The 19,115-nt window shown below is 68.6% G+C and carries 22 protein-coding genes; 10 read left to right on the forward strand and 12 right to left on the reverse strand.

Annotated elements, in window-relative coordinates:
- Positions 1-28: 28 nt before the first annotated feature.
- From CSW60_RS12640 to sugE, 10 genes are all read left to right on the forward strand, one after another.
- Positions 29-268: a hypothetical protein gene (locus tag CSW60_RS12640; protein WP_099537725.1), complete on the forward strand. Its 240-nt coding sequence runs from the start codon at positions 29-31 to the stop codon at positions 266-268.
- 180 nt (positions 269-448) lie between these two features.
- A complete protein-coding gene (locus tag CSW60_RS12645) occupies positions 449-1,003 on the forward strand; it encodes a F0F1 ATP synthase subunit delta (RefSeq protein WP_099537726.1) in 555 nt (184 codons plus the stop codon).
- A gap of 47 nt (positions 1,004-1,050) precedes the next feature.
- The gene (gene atpA, locus CSW60_RS12650; RefSeq protein WP_099537727.1) at positions 1,051-2,583 is read left to right on the forward strand and encodes a F0F1 ATP synthase subunit alpha; all 1,533 of its coding nucleotides are present in this window, start codon (positions 1,051-1,053) and stop codon (positions 2,581-2,583) included.
- Between the two features lie 11 nt (positions 2,584-2,594).
- On the forward strand, positions 2,595-3,224 hold the full coding sequence (locus tag CSW60_RS12655) for a pseudaminic acid biosynthesis-associated methylase (RefSeq protein ID WP_099537728.1): 630 nt from the start codon (positions 2,595-2,597) through the stop codon (positions 3,222-3,224).
- A 7-nt stretch (positions 3,225-3,231) separates the two neighbouring features.
- Complete coding sequence (locus CSW60_RS12660) at positions 3,232-4,107, forward strand: F0F1 ATP synthase subunit gamma (protein WP_099537729.1); 876 nt, start codon at positions 3,232-3,234, stop codon at positions 4,105-4,107.
- Between the two features lie 47 nt (positions 4,108-4,154).
- Positions 4,155-5,765, forward strand: a complete 1,611-nt coding sequence (gene atpD, locus CSW60_RS12665) for a F0F1 ATP synthase subunit beta (RefSeq protein ID WP_099537730.1) — start codon at positions 4,155-4,157, stop codon at positions 5,763-5,765.
- Complete coding sequence (locus CSW60_RS12670; RefSeq protein WP_066686486.1) at positions 5,765-6,016, forward strand: hypothetical protein; 252 nt, start codon at positions 5,765-5,767, stop codon at positions 6,014-6,016. Before atpD ends, CSW60_RS12670 begins: the two co-directional genes overlap by 1 nt.
- Positions 6,016-6,276, forward strand: a complete 261-nt coding sequence (locus CSW60_RS12675; RefSeq protein ID WP_066686484.1) for an ATP synthase F1 subunit epsilon — start codon at positions 6,016-6,018, stop codon at positions 6,274-6,276. Before CSW60_RS12670 ends, CSW60_RS12675 begins: the two co-directional genes overlap by 1 nt.
- Positions 6,277-6,436: 160 nt before the next feature.
- Complete coding sequence (locus tag CSW60_RS12680) at positions 6,437-7,186, forward strand: hypothetical protein (protein ID WP_099537731.1); 750 nt, start codon at positions 6,437-6,439, stop codon at positions 7,184-7,186.
- 111 nt (positions 7,187-7,297) lie between these two features.
- On the forward strand, positions 7,298-7,618 hold the full coding sequence (gene sugE, locus CSW60_RS12685; RefSeq protein WP_099537732.1) for a quaternary ammonium compound efflux SMR transporter SugE: 321 nt from the start codon (positions 7,298-7,300) through the stop codon (positions 7,616-7,618).
- A 1-nt stretch (position 7,619) separates the two neighbouring features.
- Here sugE and CSW60_RS12690 read toward each other — a convergent pair whose 3' ends face one another.
- From CSW60_RS12690 to CSW60_RS12745, 12 genes are all read right to left on the reverse strand, one after another.
- Positions 7,620-8,369: an alpha/beta hydrolase gene (locus CSW60_RS12690; RefSeq protein ID WP_099537733.1), complete on the reverse strand. Its 750-nt coding sequence runs from the start codon at positions 8,367-8,369 to the stop codon at positions 7,620-7,622.
- A 65-nt stretch (positions 8,370-8,434) separates the two neighbouring features.
- A complete protein-coding gene (locus tag CSW60_RS12695; RefSeq protein ID WP_099537734.1) occupies positions 8,435-9,802 on the reverse strand; it encodes an alpha/beta hydrolase in 1,368 nt (455 codons plus the stop codon).
- 30 nt (positions 9,803-9,832) lie between these two features.
- Complete coding sequence (locus tag CSW60_RS12700; protein WP_099537735.1) at positions 9,833-10,324, reverse strand: RNA pyrophosphohydrolase; 492 nt, start codon at positions 10,322-10,324, stop codon at positions 9,833-9,835.
- Positions 10,325-10,345: 21 nt separating this feature from the next.
- Positions 10,346-11,527, reverse strand: a complete 1,182-nt coding sequence (locus tag CSW60_RS12705) for a divergent polysaccharide deacetylase family protein (RefSeq protein WP_099537736.1) — start codon at positions 11,525-11,527, stop codon at positions 10,346-10,348.
- Positions 11,528-11,682: 155 nt separating this feature from the next.
- Positions 11,683-13,074, reverse strand: a complete 1,392-nt coding sequence (locus tag CSW60_RS12710) for a S41 family peptidase (RefSeq protein WP_099537737.1) — start codon at positions 13,072-13,074, stop codon at positions 11,683-11,685.
- A gap of 109 nt (positions 13,075-13,183) precedes the next feature.
- A complete protein-coding gene (locus tag CSW60_RS12715; protein WP_099537738.1) occupies positions 13,184-14,245 on the reverse strand; it encodes a murein hydrolase activator EnvC in 1,062 nt (353 codons plus the stop codon).
- A gap of 16 nt (positions 14,246-14,261) precedes the next feature.
- On the reverse strand, positions 14,262-14,726 hold the full coding sequence (gene rlmH, locus CSW60_RS12720) for a 23S rRNA (pseudouridine(1915)-N(3))-methyltransferase RlmH (RefSeq protein WP_066685697.1): 465 nt from the start codon (positions 14,724-14,726) through the stop codon (positions 14,262-14,264).
- Positions 14,727-14,840: 114 nt separating this feature from the next.
- Positions 14,841-15,272 carry a ribosome silencing factor gene (rsfS, locus tag CSW60_RS12725; RefSeq protein ID WP_201723103.1) on the reverse strand — a complete coding sequence of 144 codons (432 nt, stop codon included), beginning with the start codon at positions 15,270-15,272 and terminating at the stop codon, positions 14,841-14,843.
- A 111-nt stretch (positions 15,273-15,383) separates the two neighbouring features.
- Positions 15,384-16,046 carry a nicotinate-nucleotide adenylyltransferase gene (locus CSW60_RS12730; RefSeq protein ID WP_099537739.1) on the reverse strand — a complete coding sequence of 221 codons (663 nt, stop codon included), beginning with the start codon at positions 16,044-16,046 and terminating at the stop codon, positions 15,384-15,386.
- Entirely contained in the window at positions 16,012-17,286 is a 1,275-nt protein-coding gene (locus CSW60_RS12735) for a glutamate-5-semialdehyde dehydrogenase (RefSeq protein WP_099537740.1), read from the reverse strand. Before CSW60_RS12735 ends, CSW60_RS12730 begins: the two co-directional genes overlap by 35 nt.
- A gap of 100 nt (positions 17,287-17,386) precedes the next feature.
- Positions 17,387-18,346, reverse strand: coding sequence for a DUF6624 domain-containing protein (locus tag CSW60_RS12740; protein WP_099537741.1), 960 nt, complete (start codon positions 18,344-18,346; stop codon positions 17,387-17,389).
- Positions 18,347-18,486: 140 nt separating this feature from the next.
- On the reverse strand, positions 18,487-19,110 hold the full coding sequence (locus CSW60_RS12745) for an Ltp family lipoprotein (RefSeq protein ID WP_201723051.1): 624 nt from the start codon (positions 19,108-19,110) through the stop codon (positions 18,487-18,489).
- Between the last annotated feature and the right edge of the window lie 5 nt (positions 19,111-19,115).

Here is a 19,115-nt window from a genome sequence, read left to right on the forward strand (position 1 = left end):
TTTACGGTTCTCGGATTGAGTTTAGGCCATGGACACGAGTCTCTCCGCCCAGTTGGAAGCCGCCCTGCGCGAGATCGTCGGCGACGGCGCGGCCCTGACGTCGCTGACCATCGACTTCGCCTCTGGCCTTGAAGAGGCCGCATTGCGGCCCAAGGCTTGGGTTGAGCGCGCGACCCGCAGCCTGGTCTTCGCCCAAGGCGAGCTAAGGCGCCCTAACGGCAGCCTGGCGGCCTCGGCCTCGGCTGTATTCCGCCGCGCCGGCGACTGATCGCGCCCGCTTGGTTGCGACTGCGAAAAGCCCGTGTTATCAGGCGCGCGGCTTCGGACGGGGCGGCGTTTACGCGCCGACCGTCCATGTGCTTTTTTCAAGCGCGCTCAAGCCTTTAAGCCGCGATAAGGGTTAACCTTCTTGTTCGCGGCCATTTGCAACGCACCGGGCGGATACCAAGTGGCGGACGAAACCAAGGCGACGGATGCGGGTCAGCGCTATGCGCAGTCCCTGTTCGAACTGACGATCGAGAACGGCAACCTGGCGAAGGTCGAGGCCGACCTGAAGAGCCTGAAGGCGATGATCGCCGACAGCGCCGACCTGCGTCGCCTGATCGAAAGCCCCGCCTTCTCCGCCGAGGACAAGGGCAAAGGCCTGGTCGCCGTGGCCGTGAAGGCCAAGTTCGACATGCTGACCACGAAGTTCCTGGGCCTGGTGGCCTCGAACGGCCGCACCGGCGACCTCCTGGGCGCCATCTCGGCCTTCGTCGCGCTGTCGGCCAAGCACCGCGGCGTCGTCACCGCCGAGGTCGTCTCGGCCGCCCCGCTGTCGGCCGCCCAGCTGAAGAGCGTGCAGACCGCTCTGGCCCAGTCGCTGGGCAAGACCCCCGAAGTTTCCACGCGCGTCGATCCGTCCCTGCTGGGCGGTCTGAAGGTGCGCGTCGGTTCGCGTCTCTTCGACGCTTCGCTCCGTTCGAAGCTCGATTCCCTGAAATTCGCCCTGAAGCGCGCCTGAGCGTATAAGCGCGCCCAAAAGATAGATCGCAGAGAGCCCTGAAGACCATGGACATCCGCGCCGCCGAAATCTCGGCCATCCTCAAGTCGCAGATCGCCAACTTCGGCGAGGAAGCCGCCGTCTCGGACGTCGGCCAGGTGCTGTCCGTCGGTGACGGCATCGCCCGCATCTACGGCCTGGACAACGTCCAAGCCGGCGAAATGCTGGAATTCCCGAAGGCCGGCGTGAAGGGCATGGCCCTGAACCTCGAGCGCGACAACGTCGGCGCCGTGATCTTCGGCCAGGACCAGGAAATCAAGGAAGGCGACGAAGTCCGTCGCCTCGGCGAGATCGTGGACGTGCCGGTCGGCCGCGGCCTGCTGGGCCGCGTCGTCAACCCGCTGGGCGAGCCGATCGACGGCAAGGGCCCGATCCAATACACCGAGCGTCGCCGCGTCGACGTGAAGGCTCCGGGCATCATTCCGCGGAAGTCGGTGCACGAGCCCGTGCAGACCGGCCTGAAGTCGATCGACACCCTGATCCCGGTCGGCCGCGGCCAGCGCGAGCTGATCATCGGCGACCGTCAGACCGGCAAGACCGCCGTCGCCATCGACACCATCCTGAACCAGAAGGCCGTGAACGCCGGCAAGGACGAGAGCGCCAAGCTCTACTGCGTCTACGTCGCCATCGGTCAGAAGCGCTCGACCGTCGCCCAGATCGTGAAGACCCTCGAAGAGCACGGCGCTCTCGAGTACACCACGGTCGTCGTGGCCTCGGCCTCGGAGCCGGCCCCGCTGCAGTACCTGGCCCCGTTCGCCGGCTGCGCCATGGGCGAATGGTTCCGCGACAACGGCCTGCACGGCCTGATCATCTATGACGACCTGTCGAAGCAGGCCGTCGCTTACCGTCAGATGTCGCTGCTGCTGCGCCGCCCGCCGGGCCGCGAAGCCTATCCGGGCGACGTCTTCTACCTGCACTCGCGCCTGCTGGAACGCGCCGCGAAGCTGAACGAAGACAACGGTTCGGGCTCGCTGACGGCTCTGCCGATCATCGAAACCCAGGCCAACGACGTTTCGGCCTACATCCCGACCAACGTGATCTCGATCACCGACGGCCAGATCTTCCTGGAAACCGACCTGTTCTACCAAGGCATCCGTCCGGCCGTGAACGTCGGCATCTCGGTGTCGCGCGTCGGCTCGTCGGCCCAGATCAAGGCGATGAAGCAGGTCGCCGGCCCGATTAAGGGCGAACTGGCCCAGTACCGTGAAATGGCCGCCTTCGCGAAGTTCGGCTCGGACCTGGACGCCTCGACCCAGAAGATGCTGGCCCGCGGCGAGCGCCTGACCGAGCTGCTGAAGCAGCCGCAATACGCCCCGCAAGCGGTGGAAGAGCAGGTCTGCGTGATCTACGCCGGCACCCGCGGCTATCTGGACAAGATCCCGACCTCGGCCGTTCGCCGGTTCGAGACCGAGTTCCTGGCCCGCCTCCACAGCCAGCACGCCGACCTTCTGGAAGGCATCCGCACCAAGAAGGCGCTCGACAAGGATCTGGAGAACACGCTGAAGAGCGCGCTCGACAGTTTCTCGGCGACCTTCGCCTAAGGATCTGACGCGTGGCTGACGCCCCCAAAACCCTGGAGGCCTGGTCCGGCGAGTTCGGCGACCGCTACACTGAGCGGAACGCCGTGACCGTCGACGCCGTGCGTGGCCGCGCCAAGGTCTGGGGGCAGGTGCTGCCGCGTCTCGTCGGCGATCCGCCGAAGAGCATCCTCGAGGTCGGGCCGAACGTCGGGCTGAACCTCCGGGGGCTCCAGGCGATCACCGACGCTGAACTGTGGGGCATCGAGCCCAACGGCGCGGCCCGCAAGCAGATCCTCGACGACGGCGTCCTGCCGCCCGAGCGTCTGTTCGAGGGTTTCGGCCACAGCATCCCGCTTGCGGATGGCGCGGTCGACATGGCGTTCACCTCGGGGGTTCTGATCCACGTGGATCCGACCCAGCTCGAGGCGACGATGCGCGAGATTCATCGCGTATCGGCCAAGTACGTGCTTTGCGCGGAGTATTTTTCGCCGAAGGCGGAAACGATTACGTACCGAGGCGAGCAGGATCTTCTGTTCAAGAACGATTTCGGCTCGCTCTACTTGGATCTGTTCCCGGATCTGGTGCTGGTTGATTACGGGTTCTTCTGGAGAAGGACGACCGTGATGGACGACACCACCTGGTGGTTGTTTAGGAAGGTCTGATAGGCGGATGGCAAGCCTAAAGGAAATGCGCAATCGGATCTCGAGCGTCAAGGCGACGCAAAAGATCACGAAGGCGATGCAGATGGTGGCGGCGGCCAAGCTGCGCCGGAGCCAGGACGCGGCCGAGGCCGCTCGTCCGTACGCTCGGCGTCTGGCGAGCGTCATCGCCAACCTCGCCGCCGGCGTCTCGGGCGACGGCGCGCCGAAGCTGCTGGCCGGCACCGGCCGTGACGACCGCCACCTGGTCGTCGTCGCCGCCGCCGACCGCGGCTTGGCGGGCGGCTTCACCTCGTCGATCGTCCGCGCCGCGCGCGCCCACATCGACGGCCTGATCAAGCAGGGCAAGGACGTCCGCGTGATCTGCGTCGGCAAGAAGGTGACGGCGCAGCTCGCCAAGCCCTACGCCGGCCGGATCGTCGAGACCTTCGACCTGTCGGCCTATCGCCAGCTGACCCTGTCGGTGGCCCAGCCGATCGCCGACGTCATCACCCGCGAATACGAGGCGGGCGAGACCGACGTGGTCACCCTGTTCTACAGCCGCTTCAAGTCGGTGGTGCAGCAGATCCCGACCGGCCTGCAGCTGATCCCGGCGACCGTCGAAGGCGTCGAAGCCGCCTCGGGTCCGACGGCGGTCTACGAGTACGAGCCCTCGGAAGAGGCCATTCTCGAGACGCTGCTGCCGCGCAACCTGACGGTCCAGATCCTGTCGGCCCTGCTGGACAACATGGCGGGCTTCTACGCCAGCCAGATGACCGCCATGGACAACGCCACGCGCAACGCCGGCGACATGATCAAGCGCTACACCCTCGAATACAACCGCTCCCGCCAGGCTCAGATCACCAAGGAGCTGATCGAGATCATCTCCGGCGCCGAAGCCGTCTGATCTAGCCTAACGACACAAGCACGCAGAGACCGAAAGACCCGCAAGCCATGGCCAAGACCCCCGCTGAAAAGCCGGCGACCGCCGCCGCCAAGAAGCCCGCCGCCCCCAAGGCCGCCGCTGCTCCGAAGGCCGCCGTCGCCAAGGCGCCCGCCGCCAAGAAGCCGGCCGCTCCGAAGGCCGCCGCCGCTTCGGCTCCGGCCAACGCCGCCGTCAACCTGGACGGCGCCACCGGCCGTCTGGTGCAGATCATCGGCGCGGTCGTCGACATCGAGTTCGACGGCGCCCTGCCGGCGATCCTGAACGCCGTCGAGACCGTCAACACCGCCACCGGCCAGCGCCTGGTGTTCGAAGTCGCCCAACACCTGGGCCAGAACACCGTCCGCGCCATCGCCATGGACGCGACCGAAGGTCTGGTCCGCGGCCAGCCGGTCAAGGACACGGGCGCCCCGATCCGCGTGCCGGTCGGTCCGGGCACCCTGGGCCGCATCATGAACGTCATCGGCGAGCCGATCGACGAGCAGGGCCCGATCCAGTCGACCCTATCGCGCCCGATCCACCGCGACGCCCCGACCTTCGCCGAGCAGACCAACACGGCTGAAGTTCTCGTCACCGGCATCAAGGTCATCGACCTGATGTGCCCCTACACCAAGGGCGGCAAGATCGGCCTGTTCGGCGGCGCCGGCGTCGGCAAGACCGTGACGATGCAGGAACTGATCAACAACATCGCCAAGGCGTACGGCGGTTACTCGGTTCTGGCCGGCGTGGGTGAGCGCACCCGCGAAGGCAACGACCTCTATCACGAGATGATCGAGTCGAACGTGAACGTCGACCCGAAGGCCAACAACGGCTCGACCGAAGGCTCGCGCTGCGCCCTCGTCTACGGCCAGATGAACGAACCCCCGGGCGCCCGCGCCCGCGTCGCCCTGACCGGCCTGTCGATCGCGGAATACTTCCGTGACGAAGAAGGCAAGGACGTGCTGCTGTTCGTCGACAACATCTTCCGCTTCACCCAAGCCGGCGCCGAAGTGTCGGCTCTGCTGGGCCGCATCCCCTCGGCCGTGGGCTACCAGCCCACCCTGGCCACCGAGATGGGCAACCTGCAGGAGCGCATCACCTCGACGAACAAGGGCTCGATCACCTCGGTCCAGGCCATCTACGTGCCCGCCGACGACCTGACCGACCCGGCTCCGGCCACCTCGTTCGCCCACTTGGACGCCACCACCGTTCTGTCGCGCGACATCGCGGCCCAGGCCATCTTCCCGGCCGTGGACCCGCTGGACTCGACCTCGCGGATCATGGACCCGCTGATCATCGGCGAAGAGCACTACACGGTGGCTCGCCGCGTCCAGGAAGTCCTGCAGCAGTACAAGGCCCTGAAGGACATCATCGCCATCCTGGGCATGGACGAGCTGTCGGAAGAGGACAAGCTGATCGTGGCCCGCGCCCGCAAGATCCAGCGCTTCCTGTCGCAGCCGTTCCACGTCGCCGAGCAGTTCACCAACACGCCGGGCGCCTTCGTCCAGCTGAAGGACACGATCCGCTCGTTCAAGGGCATCGTCGACGGCGAATACGACCACCTGCCGGAAGGCGCCTTCTACATGGTCGGTCCGATCGAGGAAGCCGTGGCCAAGGCCGAAAAGATGGCGGCCGAAGCCTAATGACCGAAGACGCCGATCTGGGCCACTTCTGCTGCGAGGAGCTGGCGGAGGCCGTGTCCCCGGACACGACCGCCAGCCTCATCGAGCACGACAGCGGCCTGATCCTGCTGAATCTCGGCGAACGCGAGGAAGAGGGCGAGACGGGCCTGGTGCTGGCCACCATCCGCTTCTGCCCCTTCTGCGGGACCGAGATCCAGACCGACGAAGACATCGAAGCCGCCCTGGGCGGCGTCGAGGAGACCTTCAACTGATGGCCAAGCTGCACTTCTCTCTGGTCGCCCCCGAGCGCGAACTGTTCTCCGGCGACGTGGACATGGTCCAGGCCCCGGGCGCGGAAGGCGACTTCGGCGTCCTGGCCAACCACGCCCCTTTCATGACCACCCTGCGCGAAGGCAAGGTGACCGTGAAGGACGGCGCGACGACCAAGGTGTTCGACATCCAGGGCGGCTTCGCGGACGTGGGTCCCGAGGGGCTGACCATCCTGGCCGAACACGCCGTCGAAGCGGCCTGATCGCTTTCGGATTTTCGAGTTTGCAAACGCCCTCGTTCCTCGCGATCGAGGGCGTTTTCGTGAGCGCTCGGGTGGCGGGCGCGAAAAAATTACACTTGTGACCCAATCTCCGCCGCATTCGGCGGCCATAAGGGTTGCGAGGGATCGTCTGTCGGTTTTAATGCCGACCTCTCGTTCAGTTGGGGATAACCAGCCTATGCGCCTAGCGCTCGTCAGCCTGATCGCCCTCGGCGCGGTCGCTTCCACCGCCGTCGCCCAGGAACAAACCGCCGCCCCGGCTCCGGCCGCCGCGCCCGCTCAGGCTCCCGCCGCCGCCCAAGCCGCTCCGGCGGACCAAGCCGCTCCGGCCGCGCCGGCGGACCAGGCTGCGCCGCCCGTCGCGGCGCCGGCCGCGACCGCGCCCGCCGAGACCTACACCGCCCCGGTGCGCGGCCCGAAGACCACCGACCCGGTGGCCCTGAAGCTGCTGGACGTGCTGGACAAGGTCTGCAAGCCGCAGGTCGCCGGCGGCGACTTCGCCCAGCTGGTCAAGGACTACGGCTTCAAGAAGAAGAAGGAGCAATGGGTTCTGGACCTGGGCAAGCCCTACAACATCACGCTCGACAACCCCGGCTCGAACAAGAACATCTGCACGGTCACGATCGACTACGCCCAGACCCCCGAGCAGGCTCAGGAACTGGCCAACGGCCTGCACGACTGGGCGACCTGGGAAAACAGCCCGCAGCTGCGCCTGATCCGCAACGACCAGACGGTCGGCAGCGACTTCCGCCGTTTCACGGTGTCCTGGGATGACGCCTGGGCCAACGGCCACGCGGGTCTGGTTTACGTGCGTCTGAAGAAGCTGGACGAGACCTCGGTCGGCAAGAACTTCGAGCGCGCCCAGATCCTGTACAGCACCAACAGCCGCTGATCTGGTTGCCCGGTCTTCAAGACCGACCTATCTAGCGAAGGCGCGGGGACGACCCCGCGCCTTTTTGCTTTTCCGGGGACGACCCCGCCTTTTTCGAAGAAAGGGCTCGTCGTGGCCTGGATCATTCTCCTGATCGCCGGATTGTTCGAGGTGGGCTGGGCCGTGGGCCTGAAGTTCACCGAAGGCTTCACCAAGCCGATCCCGATCGTGCTGACCGCGATCAGCCTCGTCCTGTCGATGGGCCTCTTGGGCTGGTCGGTGAAGACCCTGCCGCTGGGCGCGGCCTACGCCGTCTGGACGGGCGTCGGCGCGGTCGGCACGGCCATCGTCGGGATCGTGCTGTTCAAGGAGCCCGCGACGGCCGCGCGGCTGGTTTGCCTGGGACTGATCGTGGCCGGTATCCTCGGGCTGAAACTGTTCAGCCCGCAGTAGATCAGGCCGCCGCCCGGTCCTCGGCGGCGATGAATTCGAGGCATCGCGCGGCCACGTCTTCCCAGCCCGGCTCGCCGGGCAGCCAGTGGCTCATCGCCGGGAACACCTCCACGACGCCGCCCAGGCGCGCCGCCGTCTGGCGGACGGTGGCGGACGGATGGATCACGTCCTGGCCGCCGGCGATGGCCAGCACCGGGCAACCCGACGCGGCGACGCTGGTGGTCATGAAGGGGTCGAGCCACCAGTTTAGCGTCTCCCACAGCGCCCGGCCGCTCTCGGCCGTCATGCGGGCGAAGATCGCCTTGCGGGCGGGGCGGGGCAGGCGATCGACGCTATAGCGACGGACGACGCCGTAGTCTGGCGCGACGGCCTGAAGCCAGTAAGGGCCGAGGGCGTAGAGGCTCATGGCCGAAGCCGCCTCCTCGAGGCTGGCGCCGCTGACGCCCCAGGGCGCGGACGGGGCCAGCAGGATCAGCTTGGACACACGGGCGCGGGAAGCGGCCATCTGGGCGACAAGGCCGCCCATCGAGTGGCCGATCAGTATGGGTGGGGTCTCGCAGGCTTCGACGAGGCGGGCGATTTGCCGGGCGTAGTCGGTCATCGAGACGCCGGCGACGCCGCCGGACCCGTCATGGCCGATCAGGTCGGGCGTCAGAACCGCGTGACCAGCGGCCTCGAACGGCGCGCGGAACGCGTCGAAGGTCCATCCGCCGCAGAAGGCCCCATGGACCATGATGACCGGTGCGCGCATGGACGCTCTTGAACTCGACTAAGGCCCCGCCGACCAGCTTGGCCGGCGGGGGCAGAGTACACGGTCTATTTGGACTTGGGCGAGGTTTTGGCGGTCGCCTTTGTCGCAGGCTTCTTGGCGGCCGGAGCGGCCTTCTTGGCGGTCGCAGGCTTCGCCGCGGCGGGTTTGGCCGGCGCCTTGGCCGCCGCCGGCTTGGCGGCGGCCTTCGGAGCCGCGGCCTTAGCGGCTGGAGCCTTCGTCGCCGCCGGCTTGGCCGCCGCCTTGGCCTTCGGCGCGGCCTTGGCGGGCGCGGCGGCCGCTTTCGGAGCCTCGGCGGCTTTGGGCTTGGCGTCGGCCTTAGCGGGGGCCTTGGCCTTCGGCGCGGGGGCGGCCTTCGCCTTGGCGGCGGAAGCCTTCGCGGCCGGCGCCTTGGCCGGAGCGGCGGCCTTCTTCGGCGCGGCCGCCTTCGGCTTCGCGGCGGCCTTGGGCTTGGCTTCGGCCTTCGGCGCGGCGGCGGCCGCCGGAGCGGGCGTCGGAGCCGGGGCCGGGGCGGGCGCGGGGGCGGGTTTTGGAGCCGGCGCGGGGGCCGGAGCGGGTTCCGCCGCCTTCACGGGGGCGGCCGCCGGGGCCGGCGTCGGGGCCTTGGCCGCAGTCGGCGCGGGCGTGGCGGCCGGGGTCTGTTTCTTGCCGCCCAGCCAGGCGATCAGGTCGTCGAGGATCTTCATCGTGTTTGGCTCATCTATCAGATAGTGGGCGTTGTTGGGGTACTCGCGATACTCGGCGCCAGCGTACTTCTTGCTGACGCGACGCACGTCCTCGACCGGTGTCGTGCGGTCCAGGGCGCCGCTCATGACCAGCATCGGCGCGGTGACCTTGCTGGCGTCGACATAGGCGGCCTTGTTGGGGTCTCTGGCGGGATAAGCCAGATCGGACAGCACCTGGCCGCTGTCATAGACCATGGTGGCGTAGAGGGCGTCGTGACGCGCGGGCGGCACGGCGTTGGCGACGCCGAACTTGAAGCCGGTCTTCCACATCTTGCCGGCCTTGGTCTCGGGCTTGCCGGCCAGGACCAGGTTCAGGAACGTGAAGAGAGGCGAAAGCTTGGGCTTGCCGCGCGCATCGGCGGGCGAGGCCGGGGCGAACAAGACGACGGTCGAGGCCAGGCCGGCCTCGGCGATCTTCTGGGCGATCAGGCCGCCCATCGAGTGACCCATCACGATCGGCTTCTTGCCGGTCTCGCGCGCCAGGGTCTGGGCGTAGGCCGCCATCTCGGCGACGTAGTCCGCGAGCGTCAGGCCCGCCAGACCGGCGCGAGGCCCGTCGACCGTCCGCACCGCCGCCCGGATCGTCGGCGTCTCCACGCGATAGCCTTCGGCGCGCAGCCGGTTGGCGACGGGTCCCCACACGTCGCCAGCGCAGCCGTAGCCGTGAATCAACAGAACTGTTTCCACCACCGTTCTCCCCCCGCCCGAAAGACCCGGAAATCAGGCCCCTCGCGCGAACCCCGCGAACGCGGCGACGACTGCTTCGTAGACGCCGCGTTTGAAAGGTACGATCAGTTCGGGTGCTTCGTCGAGCCTACCCCATCGCCAAGCGTCGAACTCGATGTGTTCGTCCGCCGCCAGATCGATCTCGGCCTCGTCTCCGATGAAGCGATAGGCGAACCAAACCTGCTTTTGACCACGCCATCCCCGCGAAGACTTTGGATCGGCCAGGACCTCGGGCGGAAAGTCGTAGGTGATCCAGCCGGGCGTCCGTCCAAGCAGTTCGACGGACGTCACGCCCGTCTCTTCGGCCAGCTCGCGTCGCGCGGCGGTCTCGAGATCCTCGCCGTCATCGACGCCGCCTTGCGGGAACTGCCAGTTATAGGGCGGCGGCTGCTTGTGGCGGCGGCCCAGCCAGACGCGGCCATCCGGATGAAACAGGACGACGCCGACGTTCGGGCGGTGCTGCGGATAGTCAGGCTCTGAACTCATGGGAGCCTTATTCCACAGAGTTTAGCGATGGGCGAGAGCCGAGGCCGGCGCCAGTTGCAGACCGCGCGCCTGCAGGCCGGCGGCCCAGAGGCGGACCTGGTTGATCGTCACCGGATAGGCAAAGCCCGAGCCCAGCGACTGCCCCCGCGCGGAGGCGCCGTTCTCCAGCGCGCGCAGCTGGGCGTCGATGGCGCTGGCCGACAGCTCGTCGTCGATGACGCGATCGGCCGAGGCGCGCGGGATCGGTCCGCCGCGCCGGGCGGCCAGACCGTCGTCGATGAAGGCCAGGCCCCGCGCCTTCAGCACCGCGTTGAAAGTGTTCATCGCCTGGTCGTTGTCGACGAAGCGCGCGCCCAGATAGTTCGACAGACCGAAATAGCCGGTGGCGCGAGACATCAGCCACTCCAGCTTGCGGACGGTGTCCTCGGGCCGGTTGGCGGCGATCAGCGTGTAGGGACCGGGGTCATTGGCGGGATAGTCCGCCGGCTCCATCGGCGTCTCCAGCAGCACCTCGTGGCCGTGCTCGCGGGCCAGATCGATCCAGCCCTGCAGGCCCTCGGCGTAGGGCGCGAACGATAGGGTGACCTCGGCGGGCAGGGTCTCGATCGCCGCGCGGGTGGTCTGGGCGTTGAGGCCCAGGCCGCCGATCACGACGGAGACCTTAGGCCGGCCGTTCGGCGTGAAGGGGCGGGCGTAGGCGTCGGCGGCGGTGCGGCCGTCGGCGGCGATGATCGGCAGCGGCGCGCCGCCGGGGCCCGGCGCGGTCAGGCCGGCGATCGGCGCCTGGGGCAGGCCCGGACCCTGCTGGACGGGCGGCGCAGGCTGCTCGCCCTCGAAGGCGGGCTTTTCGCCTTCCTCGGCGCCCGCCGCCGGGAAGGGCGCGCGGGAAAGCTGGAGCTCGGCGGGCTTCAACGGCGCCTCGTGCGGGCCCTCGGCCGTCAAGGCTTCGCGCCAGCCTTCGGGCGCGTTCTTGGTGGCGCCGATCTTGGTCAGCTCCAGCCGAACGACGGGATTTCCTGCGTGCGGGTCGCTGGTCACCAGAACGAGGGTCGCCAGCGAGGCCAGGAACAGGCACGCCGCGCCGCCGGCGCCGACATAGGGGTTGGCCAGGGCGGTCCCGAGCTTGGCGCGCAGCGCAGCCGACCCGCCGGATGCGGGCGTGGCGGCGGCGTAGGCGGGCTTGCGGGAAAACGTGGCGGCCATCGCCTCGCAGGCTAAGCGGAAGGCCCGAAGAGATGGTTAACAAGACGTCGCCGGCCAGCTGGGCAAGCGTGGCGCGACGCCGCACGGCGGAAACGAAAAACGCCGCCTGACCGGAGGGGCGAGGCGGCGTTTCGTCAGCGTGTTGTGTCGCTGATCTACTTCTTCTCGGTGGCCGGCGCCTTGGTCGCGGCGGCGGCCGCCTTGGCGGTGACCTCGGCGATTTTCGCCGCCGGCGCGGGCAGCTTGGGGGTCTTGGCGACCCCGCCGGCCTTCAGCACGGCCAGGGCCCGCTCCAGTTGGAAGTCATTCTTCTTGTCGTCGAAGCCTGGCGGCGGCGCCTCGGCTGGCGCGTGCGGCGCGACGCGAGTCTTGCCCTCGTCAGCGTTCAGCGCGTTCTTGAAGCTGGCCTCGCTGAACCAGACGCGGTTGGCGATGTCCTGGGCCTGGTCGCGGGTCTGGGCGACCTCGAGGTCCGGGGCGATGCCGGTCTTCTGGATCGAGCGGCCCGACGGCGTGAAATAGCGCGCCGTGGTCAGCTTCAGGGCGCCGTCGGCCCCGCCGCGCAGCGGAATCACGGTCTGCACCGAGCCCTTGCCGAAGCTGGTCAGGCCGACCAGTTCGGCGCGGTGACGGTCCTGAAGGGCGCCGGCGACGATTTCCGCGGCCGAGGCCGAACCCTGGTTGATCAGCACCACCAGCGGCAGGCCGTTCAGCAGGTCGCCGGGCTTGGCGTTGTAGCGTTGGATGTTGCGCGGATCGCGGCCGCGCTGGCTGACCACCTCGCCGCCGTCCAGGAAGACGTCGGACACGCCGACCGCCTGATCCAGCAGGCCGCCCGGATTGTTGCGAAGATCCAGGATCAGGCCCTTCATCTTCGGGTTCTTGGCCTTCAGGTCGTTGATCGAGGCCGTCAGGGCCTCGGTCGCCTTCTCGTTGAAGCCGGGCAGGCGCACGTAACCGTAGTCGCCTTCCATGCGGGCGATGGCGGCCTTGGGCTTGATGATCTCGCGGATCAGCTTGACGTCGAACGGGTCGTTCTTGTCGCGAGCGATCGTCAGGGTGACCGGCTCGCCGGCCGCGCCGCGCATCTGCTTGACCGCTTCGTTGACGGTCAGGCCCAGCACGCTCTGGCCGTTGACGGCGGTGATGTAGTCGCCGGCCTGCACGCCGGCCCGGGCGGCGGGGGTGCCGTCCATCGGCGAGATCACCTTGACCACGCCGTCCTCGCTGGTGACTTCCAGGCCAAGCCCGCCGTACTCGCCGCGGGTGGTGTCCTGCATGTCCTCGTAGCTGTCGGGCGACAGATAGCCCGAGTGCGGGTCCAGGCTGGTCAGCATGCCGTCCAGCGCCGCCTCGATCAGCTTCTTGTCGTCGACCTCGGTGACGTACTGGTCCTCGACCGTGCCCAGCACGTCGCCGAACAGCTCCAGCAACTTGTAGGTCTTGGTCTTGGGCGCGTTGTTCGCCTGGGCGATGGGGCTGATGTAGGCCATGGTCCCCGCGCCGAGGACGAAGGCGGAAACGCCGATGAGCAGGTACTTGCGCATTAAGGCCCAGAAGGCTCCCTGGCGACGCGCGGCGTCGCAAACCAATTATAGCCCCGTCCAACCCGAATGGTCGGCTGTCCGAAGACAGTCACATTACCGAAAAAGCCGGTTATCGCGACTCCTGTTTGAACCAGCGTTCCGGATCCGCCGGCTCGCCGTTCTCACGCACTTCCATATAGAGCTCCGGATCAGAGGATACATGGTCGGGCATCTTTCCGATCGGGGCGCCGGCCGCGACAGATTGTCCTGGCGCGGCGGTGATCTGGTCGAGACCGGCCAGGACGATGTGATAGGCGCCCTGTGCGCGTAGAATGATCACCGCGCCCCATCCGTTCAGCGCCCCGGCGTACTCCACGGTTCCCGCGACGGGCGAGGTCACCGAGAGGCCCTTGTCCGTCCGCAGGGTCAGGCCCGGCGCCTTGCCGCCGGCCGGCATCTCCTGGCCGAAGCGCCGGACGATGGCGCCCGCGACCGGCGGGCGCAGCACCAGCGGTCCGGTCGCCGCCGACCGGCCCAGCCCGTCGCTGAGCGCGCCGAGGGTTCGCAGCTCGCTCTCCTGGGCCAGGGCTTCCTGGGCGTAGGCGCGCTCCAGCTGGGTCTTCTCGATGATCAGCCGCTCGATCTCGCCCTTGCGGTCGGCGACCACGCTCTCGGCGGTGAACAGTTCGGCCGAGGCGGCGGCGGCTTCGCGGCGCAGGGTCCCGACGGCGGTGGCCTGGCGGGCGTAGGCCTGCGCCCGGTGCTGCAGGTCTGGCGTCATGGCGCGGATCAGGATGGCGGCCCGCACCGCGTCGCGGGCGTTGGCCGGCGAGACCAGCAGGGCCGGCGGCGGATCGCGGCGGAACAGCTGCAGCGCCGACAGCAGCCGGGCCAGCCGCTGCCGGTTGAGGCCGAGGTCGGCCAGGATGGCGCGTTCACGGGCGTTCAGCGCCTCAAGCCGCGCCCGCTTGGCGTCGACGTCGGCGCCGGCGGCGACGCGGGCGTGGTCCAGCCGGTCGAGCTCTGCGCGCAGGTCCTCGATCTCGCGGCGGGTGTCGGCGGCCTCCTGGCGGTCCTTGGCGCGCTGCTCCATGGCGGCGCGGTCGACGCTCTGCCAGGCGATCCCGGCCGTGGGCACGGCGAGCGCCAGGGCGGCGAGGATCAGGACAAGACGCGTGGGGCGGCGAAGCATCGCGCCCTTACTATCCCTAATCCCTGTGATAGGGCGAGCCCGACAGGATGGTCGCGGCGCGATAGATCTGTTCCGCCAGCATCGCCCGCGCCAGGGCGTGCGGCCAGGTCTGCGGCCCGAAGGCCATGGTCTCGTTGGCGGTCGACAGGATCGAGGGATCGAGGCCGTCGGCTCCGCCGATCAGGAAGACCACGCGCCGCGTCCCATCGTCGCGCAGCTTGGCCAGGTGGTCGGCGAAGTCGCGGCTCTTGCGGACCTTGCCGTGCTCGTCGCAGGCGATGACGTGGGCGCCCTCCAGATGCGGACGCAGCACCTCGGCCTCGGCGGCCTTGCCGGGCTTGCGGGCCTCGACCTCGACGATCTCGACCGGCCCTAGCGCCAGGGCGCGGCCGGACGCCGTGGCGCGGGACGCATAGTCCAGAGCCAACTGCGCCTCGACCATGCGGCCGAGCTTTCCGACGGTGAGGATGGTGATCTTCATGAGGGTAAGCGTGGCAGCCGAAAGTGGAAGCCGGTTTCGGCGCCCGCCACGCGCCAGGCAAAGAGGCGGCTCAAGGCCGCCGTCTCGCGGAGACAGCGGCCGAGCGCGATCAGATCAGTTCGCCGCGGTGCGGTGCGGGGCGTCGACCGCCCAGATCTTCTCGATGTTGTAGAAGCTGCGCACTTCGGGGCGGAACAGGTGGATGACGACGTCGCCGGCGTCGATCAGCACCCAATCGCAATGCGGCAGGCCTTCGACCCGCGCCTTGCCGAAGCCGTTTTCCTTCAGCGCCCGCAGGATGTGGTCGGCCAAGGCGCCGACGTGACGGTGCGAGCGGCCCGACGCCACGATCAGGCTGTCGGCGACCGAGCTCTTGTCCGTCAGGTCGATGTGGACGATGTCCTGGGCCTTGTCGTCGTCCAGGCGGGACAGGATCAGGCGCTCCAGCGCCTTCACGTCGAGAACCGGACTCAGGCCCGGGGATTCAGTCGAGGACTCGGCGCCGGCCAAGCCTTCGTGCGCACCATGCGCGGGGTCGCTACGCAGCGTATTGCTCCTTATAGGGTCGCTGTGGACAGCTCTCTTAGCACGGAATTGGGCGAAACGTGAGGGGGCGCGTTCACGAAGGTCGATTTGGCCTCGCGCGCCGTGCTGAACCTAGCGGTTCAGCTTGCCAGTCTGGCGGGCCCGAAGCGCCGTGGAAGACGCGAAATTCAGCGGCCCCGTCAGATAGACCCAGGCCGGCGCGGTGGCGTCGGGAAGGCGCGAGGCGGCGCTGGCCGGCCAGCGGGCGAAGGCGAAGCGGCGCGCCGCCGGAGCCGTGCGGGCCTTCAGCGCGATCCAGGGGCGGGAGATCACCGCCACCGGCACCTCGCGCATGATCTGGGTCCAGCCGCGCCAGCGGTGGAAGCCCGCCAGACTGTCGGCGCCCATCACCCAGACGAACTTCACGCCCGGGAAGCGGGCCTTCAGCACCCGCAGGGTGTCGATCGTGTATTGCGAGCCCAGCCGCGTCTCGGCGTCCGAGACGATCATGCCCGAGCCGCGCGCCCAGCGCCGGGCCTGCGCCATCCGTTCGGCCACGGGCTTGGTCTCGTGAGAGGGTTTCAGCGGGTTCTGCGGCGAGACCAGCCAGATGACGCGGTCCAGCTCGAGACGGCGCATGGCCGTCTCGGCCACGTGGGCGTGCCCCTCGTGCGCCGGGTTGAAGCTGCCGCCGAACAGGCCGACGCGCATCCCCGGCTCCAGGTGGAAACCGAGGCGCTGCGCAGCGGGCCGGCCGGCGTCAGGGACGAGTCTGGCCGGTCCCGCGAACCACATATTTGAACGTCGTCAGTTGCTCGGCCCCAACCGGACCGCGGGCGTGTAGCTTGTCTGTAGCGATGCCGATCTCGGCCCCGAAGCCGAACTCGCCGCCATCGGCGAACTGGGTCGAGGCGTTGACCAGCACGATAGCGCTGTCGACCGCCGCGACGAAGGCCTCGGCGGCCGCCTCGTCCTCGGTGACGATCGCGTCGGTGTGGCCAGAGCCGAAGGCGGCGATGTGCGCGGCCGCGCCCTCGACGCCTTCGACCACGGCGACCGAGAGGATCGCGGCCAGGTATTCGGTGGTCCAGTCCTCGGTCGTCGCGGCCTTCATCTCGGGGACGATGGCGCGGGCGGCGGCGTCGCCGCGCAGCTCGCAGCCGGCCGAGATCAGCGCCTGGGCGATCGGCGGCAGCAGGGACGCGGCGGCGGCCTTGTCGACCAGCAGGGTCTCGGCCGAGCCGCAGACCGAGACGCGGCGAAGCTTGGCGTTGACGACGATGTCGACGGCCTTCTGGAGGTCGGCGGCGGCGTGGACGAAGACGTGGTTGAGGCCTTCCAGGTGGCCTAGCACCGGGGCGCGGGCCTCGGCCTGGACGCGGGCGACCAGGCTCTTGCCGCCGCGCGGGATGATCAGGTCGACCGAGCGGTCCAGGCCCTGCAGGATCATGCCGACGGCGGCGCGATCGGGCGTCTTCACCGCCTGCACCGCGCTGGCGGGCAGGCCGGCCGCTTCCAGCCCCCGCTCGATCGCGGCGTGGATGGCGAGGTTCGAGGCGATGCACTCCGAACCGCCGCGCAGGATCACCGCATTGCCCGAACGCACGCACAGCGCGGCGGCGTCGGCGGTCACGTTCGGGCGGCTCTCGTAGATCATGGCGATCACGCCGATCGGCGTGCGCACGCGGCTGATGTCGAGGCCGTTGGGCCGGGTCCAGCGCGAGGTGGCCACGCCCAGCGGATCGGCGATCTCGGCGACGGCCTCGACCCCGGCGGCGACGCCGTCCAGGCGCGCGGCGTCCAGGGCCAGACGGTCGAGCATCGGGCCCGAGACGCCGTTGGCCTCGGCGCGGGACAGGTCCTCGGCGTTAGCGGCCAGGATAGCCGGGGCGGCCTTGCGGATCTCGGCGGCCATGGCGCGGATCGCCGCGGTGCGCTGCTCTGGCGATGCCAGGCGCAGGGCGCGCGCGCCCTCGCGCGCCGTCCGGCCCATGTCCGCCATCGTCGCCTGCAAGCTCACGCCCGCGTCGTCCATGTTCGCTCGTCCCTGCAAGGTTATGCTCAGGTTGAGGCTTACCTAGGCGCTTTCGAGGCGGGATGAAACCAGCTTCGTCTGAAAGCGGAGGGAGTTTTGGTCAAGCCCCGCAGCGCGACAGCTTGGCCAGGGTTGATCGGTATTCCGAAAGCGGGGGCATCCCGAAGCGCGCGCGCCGCTCATCCACGCGCTCCGGATCCTCGATCGGCCACAGTTCGATCTTGCCGCCGATGCAGCCCTTCGACTGGCTTCCGTAGCGCTGCGGCCTGTCCTCGTGGGTGGCGATGCGATCCCACAGATAGGCGTATTGCGAGCGGTCAAGGTCGCCGCTGGGCAGCAGCTTTTCCAGTCGCGTCAGTACGTTCTTCTGGAAGGCGACGTCGTGGTCGGCGTGCTGGGTGATGATGAAGGCGGCCTCGGCGGCCGACTTTCCGTCGCGGGATGGCGTGAACCAGCCGCGACGAGCCACCTCCGTCTTCAGCCATCCCGACAGGATATGGCTGTTGCGGCACTCGTCCTGTTCGAGCGACGCGAAGAGGCGCGTCGCCACGCCATCGGACAGGCGGGGATTTCCCGAGGCGATCAGCATCGCTTGCATGGGCAGCTGATCGGCGGCCTGGCGCTTAAGCAGGGCCCGCGCGCGTGACGTCGAGGCCGCGCCCCAGTCCGCGAGGATCGGCGCCATGGCTGCGTCGAGCTCGGGATCGCCGCTTGGCTGATGGGCCAGAATCCGCGCCTGCTTGGCGCGATAGGACAGGACCGCGCTGGCGCCAGCATCCCGGTCGGCTCGCCACTGGCCGCCGCTCGACGCTTCGGCGGCGGTCCTGAGGCCCGCGACGACCTCCCGCTCGGCGTCCGTCTGGCAGGCTCCGTCGCGCGAGGCCTTGGTCACGCTGTCGCCGAGAGCCAGCACCTGCGCCGGCGTCCGGCCGTCACGCAGGCGCCAGTAGTCGAAGGTTCGCGCCGCTTCGGAATCCTTGAGCAAGGCCTGCAGCGGAAAGGGCGCCGGCCCTGCGTTCGCTATCGCCAAGGCCGCCGCCGCCCAGATCGCCCCCGTCATCCCTTCACCGATCCTTGTGTCTCAGGATCGCCAGCGAGCGCCGGCCAGCGACGCTGCAGCCATGCCAGGGAAATGAGGCCCGAACCGACCTCAAGAGGCTGGTTCGGGGTCCTTCAGCGACCGGAGCGCTGTTGTCTGGCTTAAGAGCAAGCGCCTGCTTGACGTGCGCCATAGGTCGCTTCGCTCACGGTGTATTTGTCCCCAGCGCTGGAGGACAATTGCTCGATCAGGCCGTTGCACGAGAAGCCGGACATGTCGAGGTACTGCTTGGCTGACCTCACGGCGTTCTCGTTCCAATCGACGTCGAGACTATCGACCGCCGCCGTGGCGTCGGCGACGTCGTAGCCATCACCCGCGCTGGAAGATAGTTGCGCGATCAGGCCCTTACGCGAGAAGCCGGTCATGCTGAGATACTGCTTGGCCGACCTGACGGCGTTCCGCTGGGGACCCGTTAAGTTTGATTCCGGTTCGGAGGCCGACGCCTTGGCCGACGCCTTGGCCGGCTCCGCGGAAGGCGCGCTGGCGGCTGTCGAGGCGGCGCTGGCGGTGACGGGCTGGTTCGAGCTGCTGCCGCTGCCCATCACGATCAGGAAAAAGATCGCCATCCAGCCGAACGAGATCACCCTCGCGACCGGGCTGTATCCCTTCCGCAAAAGGAACCAGGCAAAGATCCACGGCAGCAGAAGAATCCCTATGCCCAGAGCCGCGCCAACCTTGCGCTTCTCGACGCCTTTGGAGTCATCGCCCAAAATCACTTCGCTCATTCCGC

It is taken from the genome of Caulobacter sp. X (assembly GCF_002742635.1).
GTDB lineage: Bacteria > Pseudomonadota > Alphaproteobacteria > Caulobacterales > Caulobacteraceae > Caulobacter.

Coding starts and splice junctions, on each gene's coding strand:
- rlmH (WP_066685697.1), bottom strand. CDS start 14,726: ATGAAGATCACCATCCTCACCGTCGGAAAGCTCGGCCGCATGGTCGAG.
- CSW60_RS12715 (WP_099537738.1), bottom strand. CDS start 14,245: ATGCTTCGCCGCCCCACGCGTCTTGTCCTGATCCTCGCCGCCCTGGCG.
- CSW60_RS12740 (WP_099537741.1), bottom strand. CDS start 18,346: ATGACGGGGGCGATCTGGGCGGCGGCGGCCTTGGCGATAGCGAACGCA.
- CSW60_RS12675 (WP_066686484.1), top strand. CDS start 6,016: ATGGCCAAGCTGCACTTCTCTCTGGTCGCCCCCGAGCGCGAACTGTTC.
- CSW60_RS12640 (WP_099537725.1), top strand. CDS start 29: ATGGACACGAGTCTCTCCGCCCAGTTGGAAGCCGCCCTGCGCGAGATC.
- atpA (WP_099537727.1), top strand. CDS start 1,051: ATGGACATCCGCGCCGCCGAAATCTCGGCCATCCTCAAGTCGCAGATC.
- CSW60_RS12735 (WP_099537740.1), bottom strand. CDS start 17,286: ATGGACGACGCGGGCGTGAGCTTGCAGGCGACGATGGCGGACATGGGC.
- atpD (WP_099537730.1), top strand. CDS start 4,155: ATGGCCAAGACCCCCGCTGAAAAGCCGGCGACCGCCGCCGCCAAGAAG.
- CSW60_RS12660 (WP_099537729.1), top strand. CDS start 3,232: ATGGCAAGCCTAAAGGAAATGCGCAATCGGATCTCGAGCGTCAAGGCG.
- CSW60_RS12690 (WP_099537733.1), bottom strand. CDS start 8,369: ATGCGCGCACCGGTCATCATGGTCCATGGGGCCTTCTGCGGCGGATGG.
- CSW60_RS12710 (WP_099537737.1), bottom strand. CDS start 13,074: ATGCGCAAGTACCTGCTCATCGGCGTTTCCGCCTTCGTCCTCGGCGCG.
- CSW60_RS12730 (WP_099537739.1), bottom strand. CDS start 16,046: ATGTGGTTCGCGGGACCGGCCAGACTCGTCCCTGACGCCGGCCGGCCC.
- CSW60_RS12680 (WP_099537731.1), top strand. CDS start 6,437: ATGCCGACCTCTCGTTCAGTTGGGGATAACCAGCCTATGCGCCTAGCG.
- CSW60_RS12700 (WP_099537735.1), bottom strand. CDS start 10,324: ATGAGTTCAGAGCCTGACTATCCGCAGCACCGCCCGAACGTCGGCGTC.
- CSW60_RS12745 (WP_201723051.1), bottom strand. CDS start 19,110: ATGAGCGAAGTGATTTTGGGCGATGACTCCAAAGGCGTCGAGAAGCGC.
- CSW60_RS12705 (WP_099537736.1), bottom strand. CDS start 11,527: ATGGCCGCCACGTTTTCCCGCAAGCCCGCCTACGCCGCCGCCACGCCC.
- CSW60_RS12670 (WP_066686486.1), top strand. CDS start 5,765: ATGACCGAAGACGCCGATCTGGGCCACTTCTGCTGCGAGGAGCTGGCG.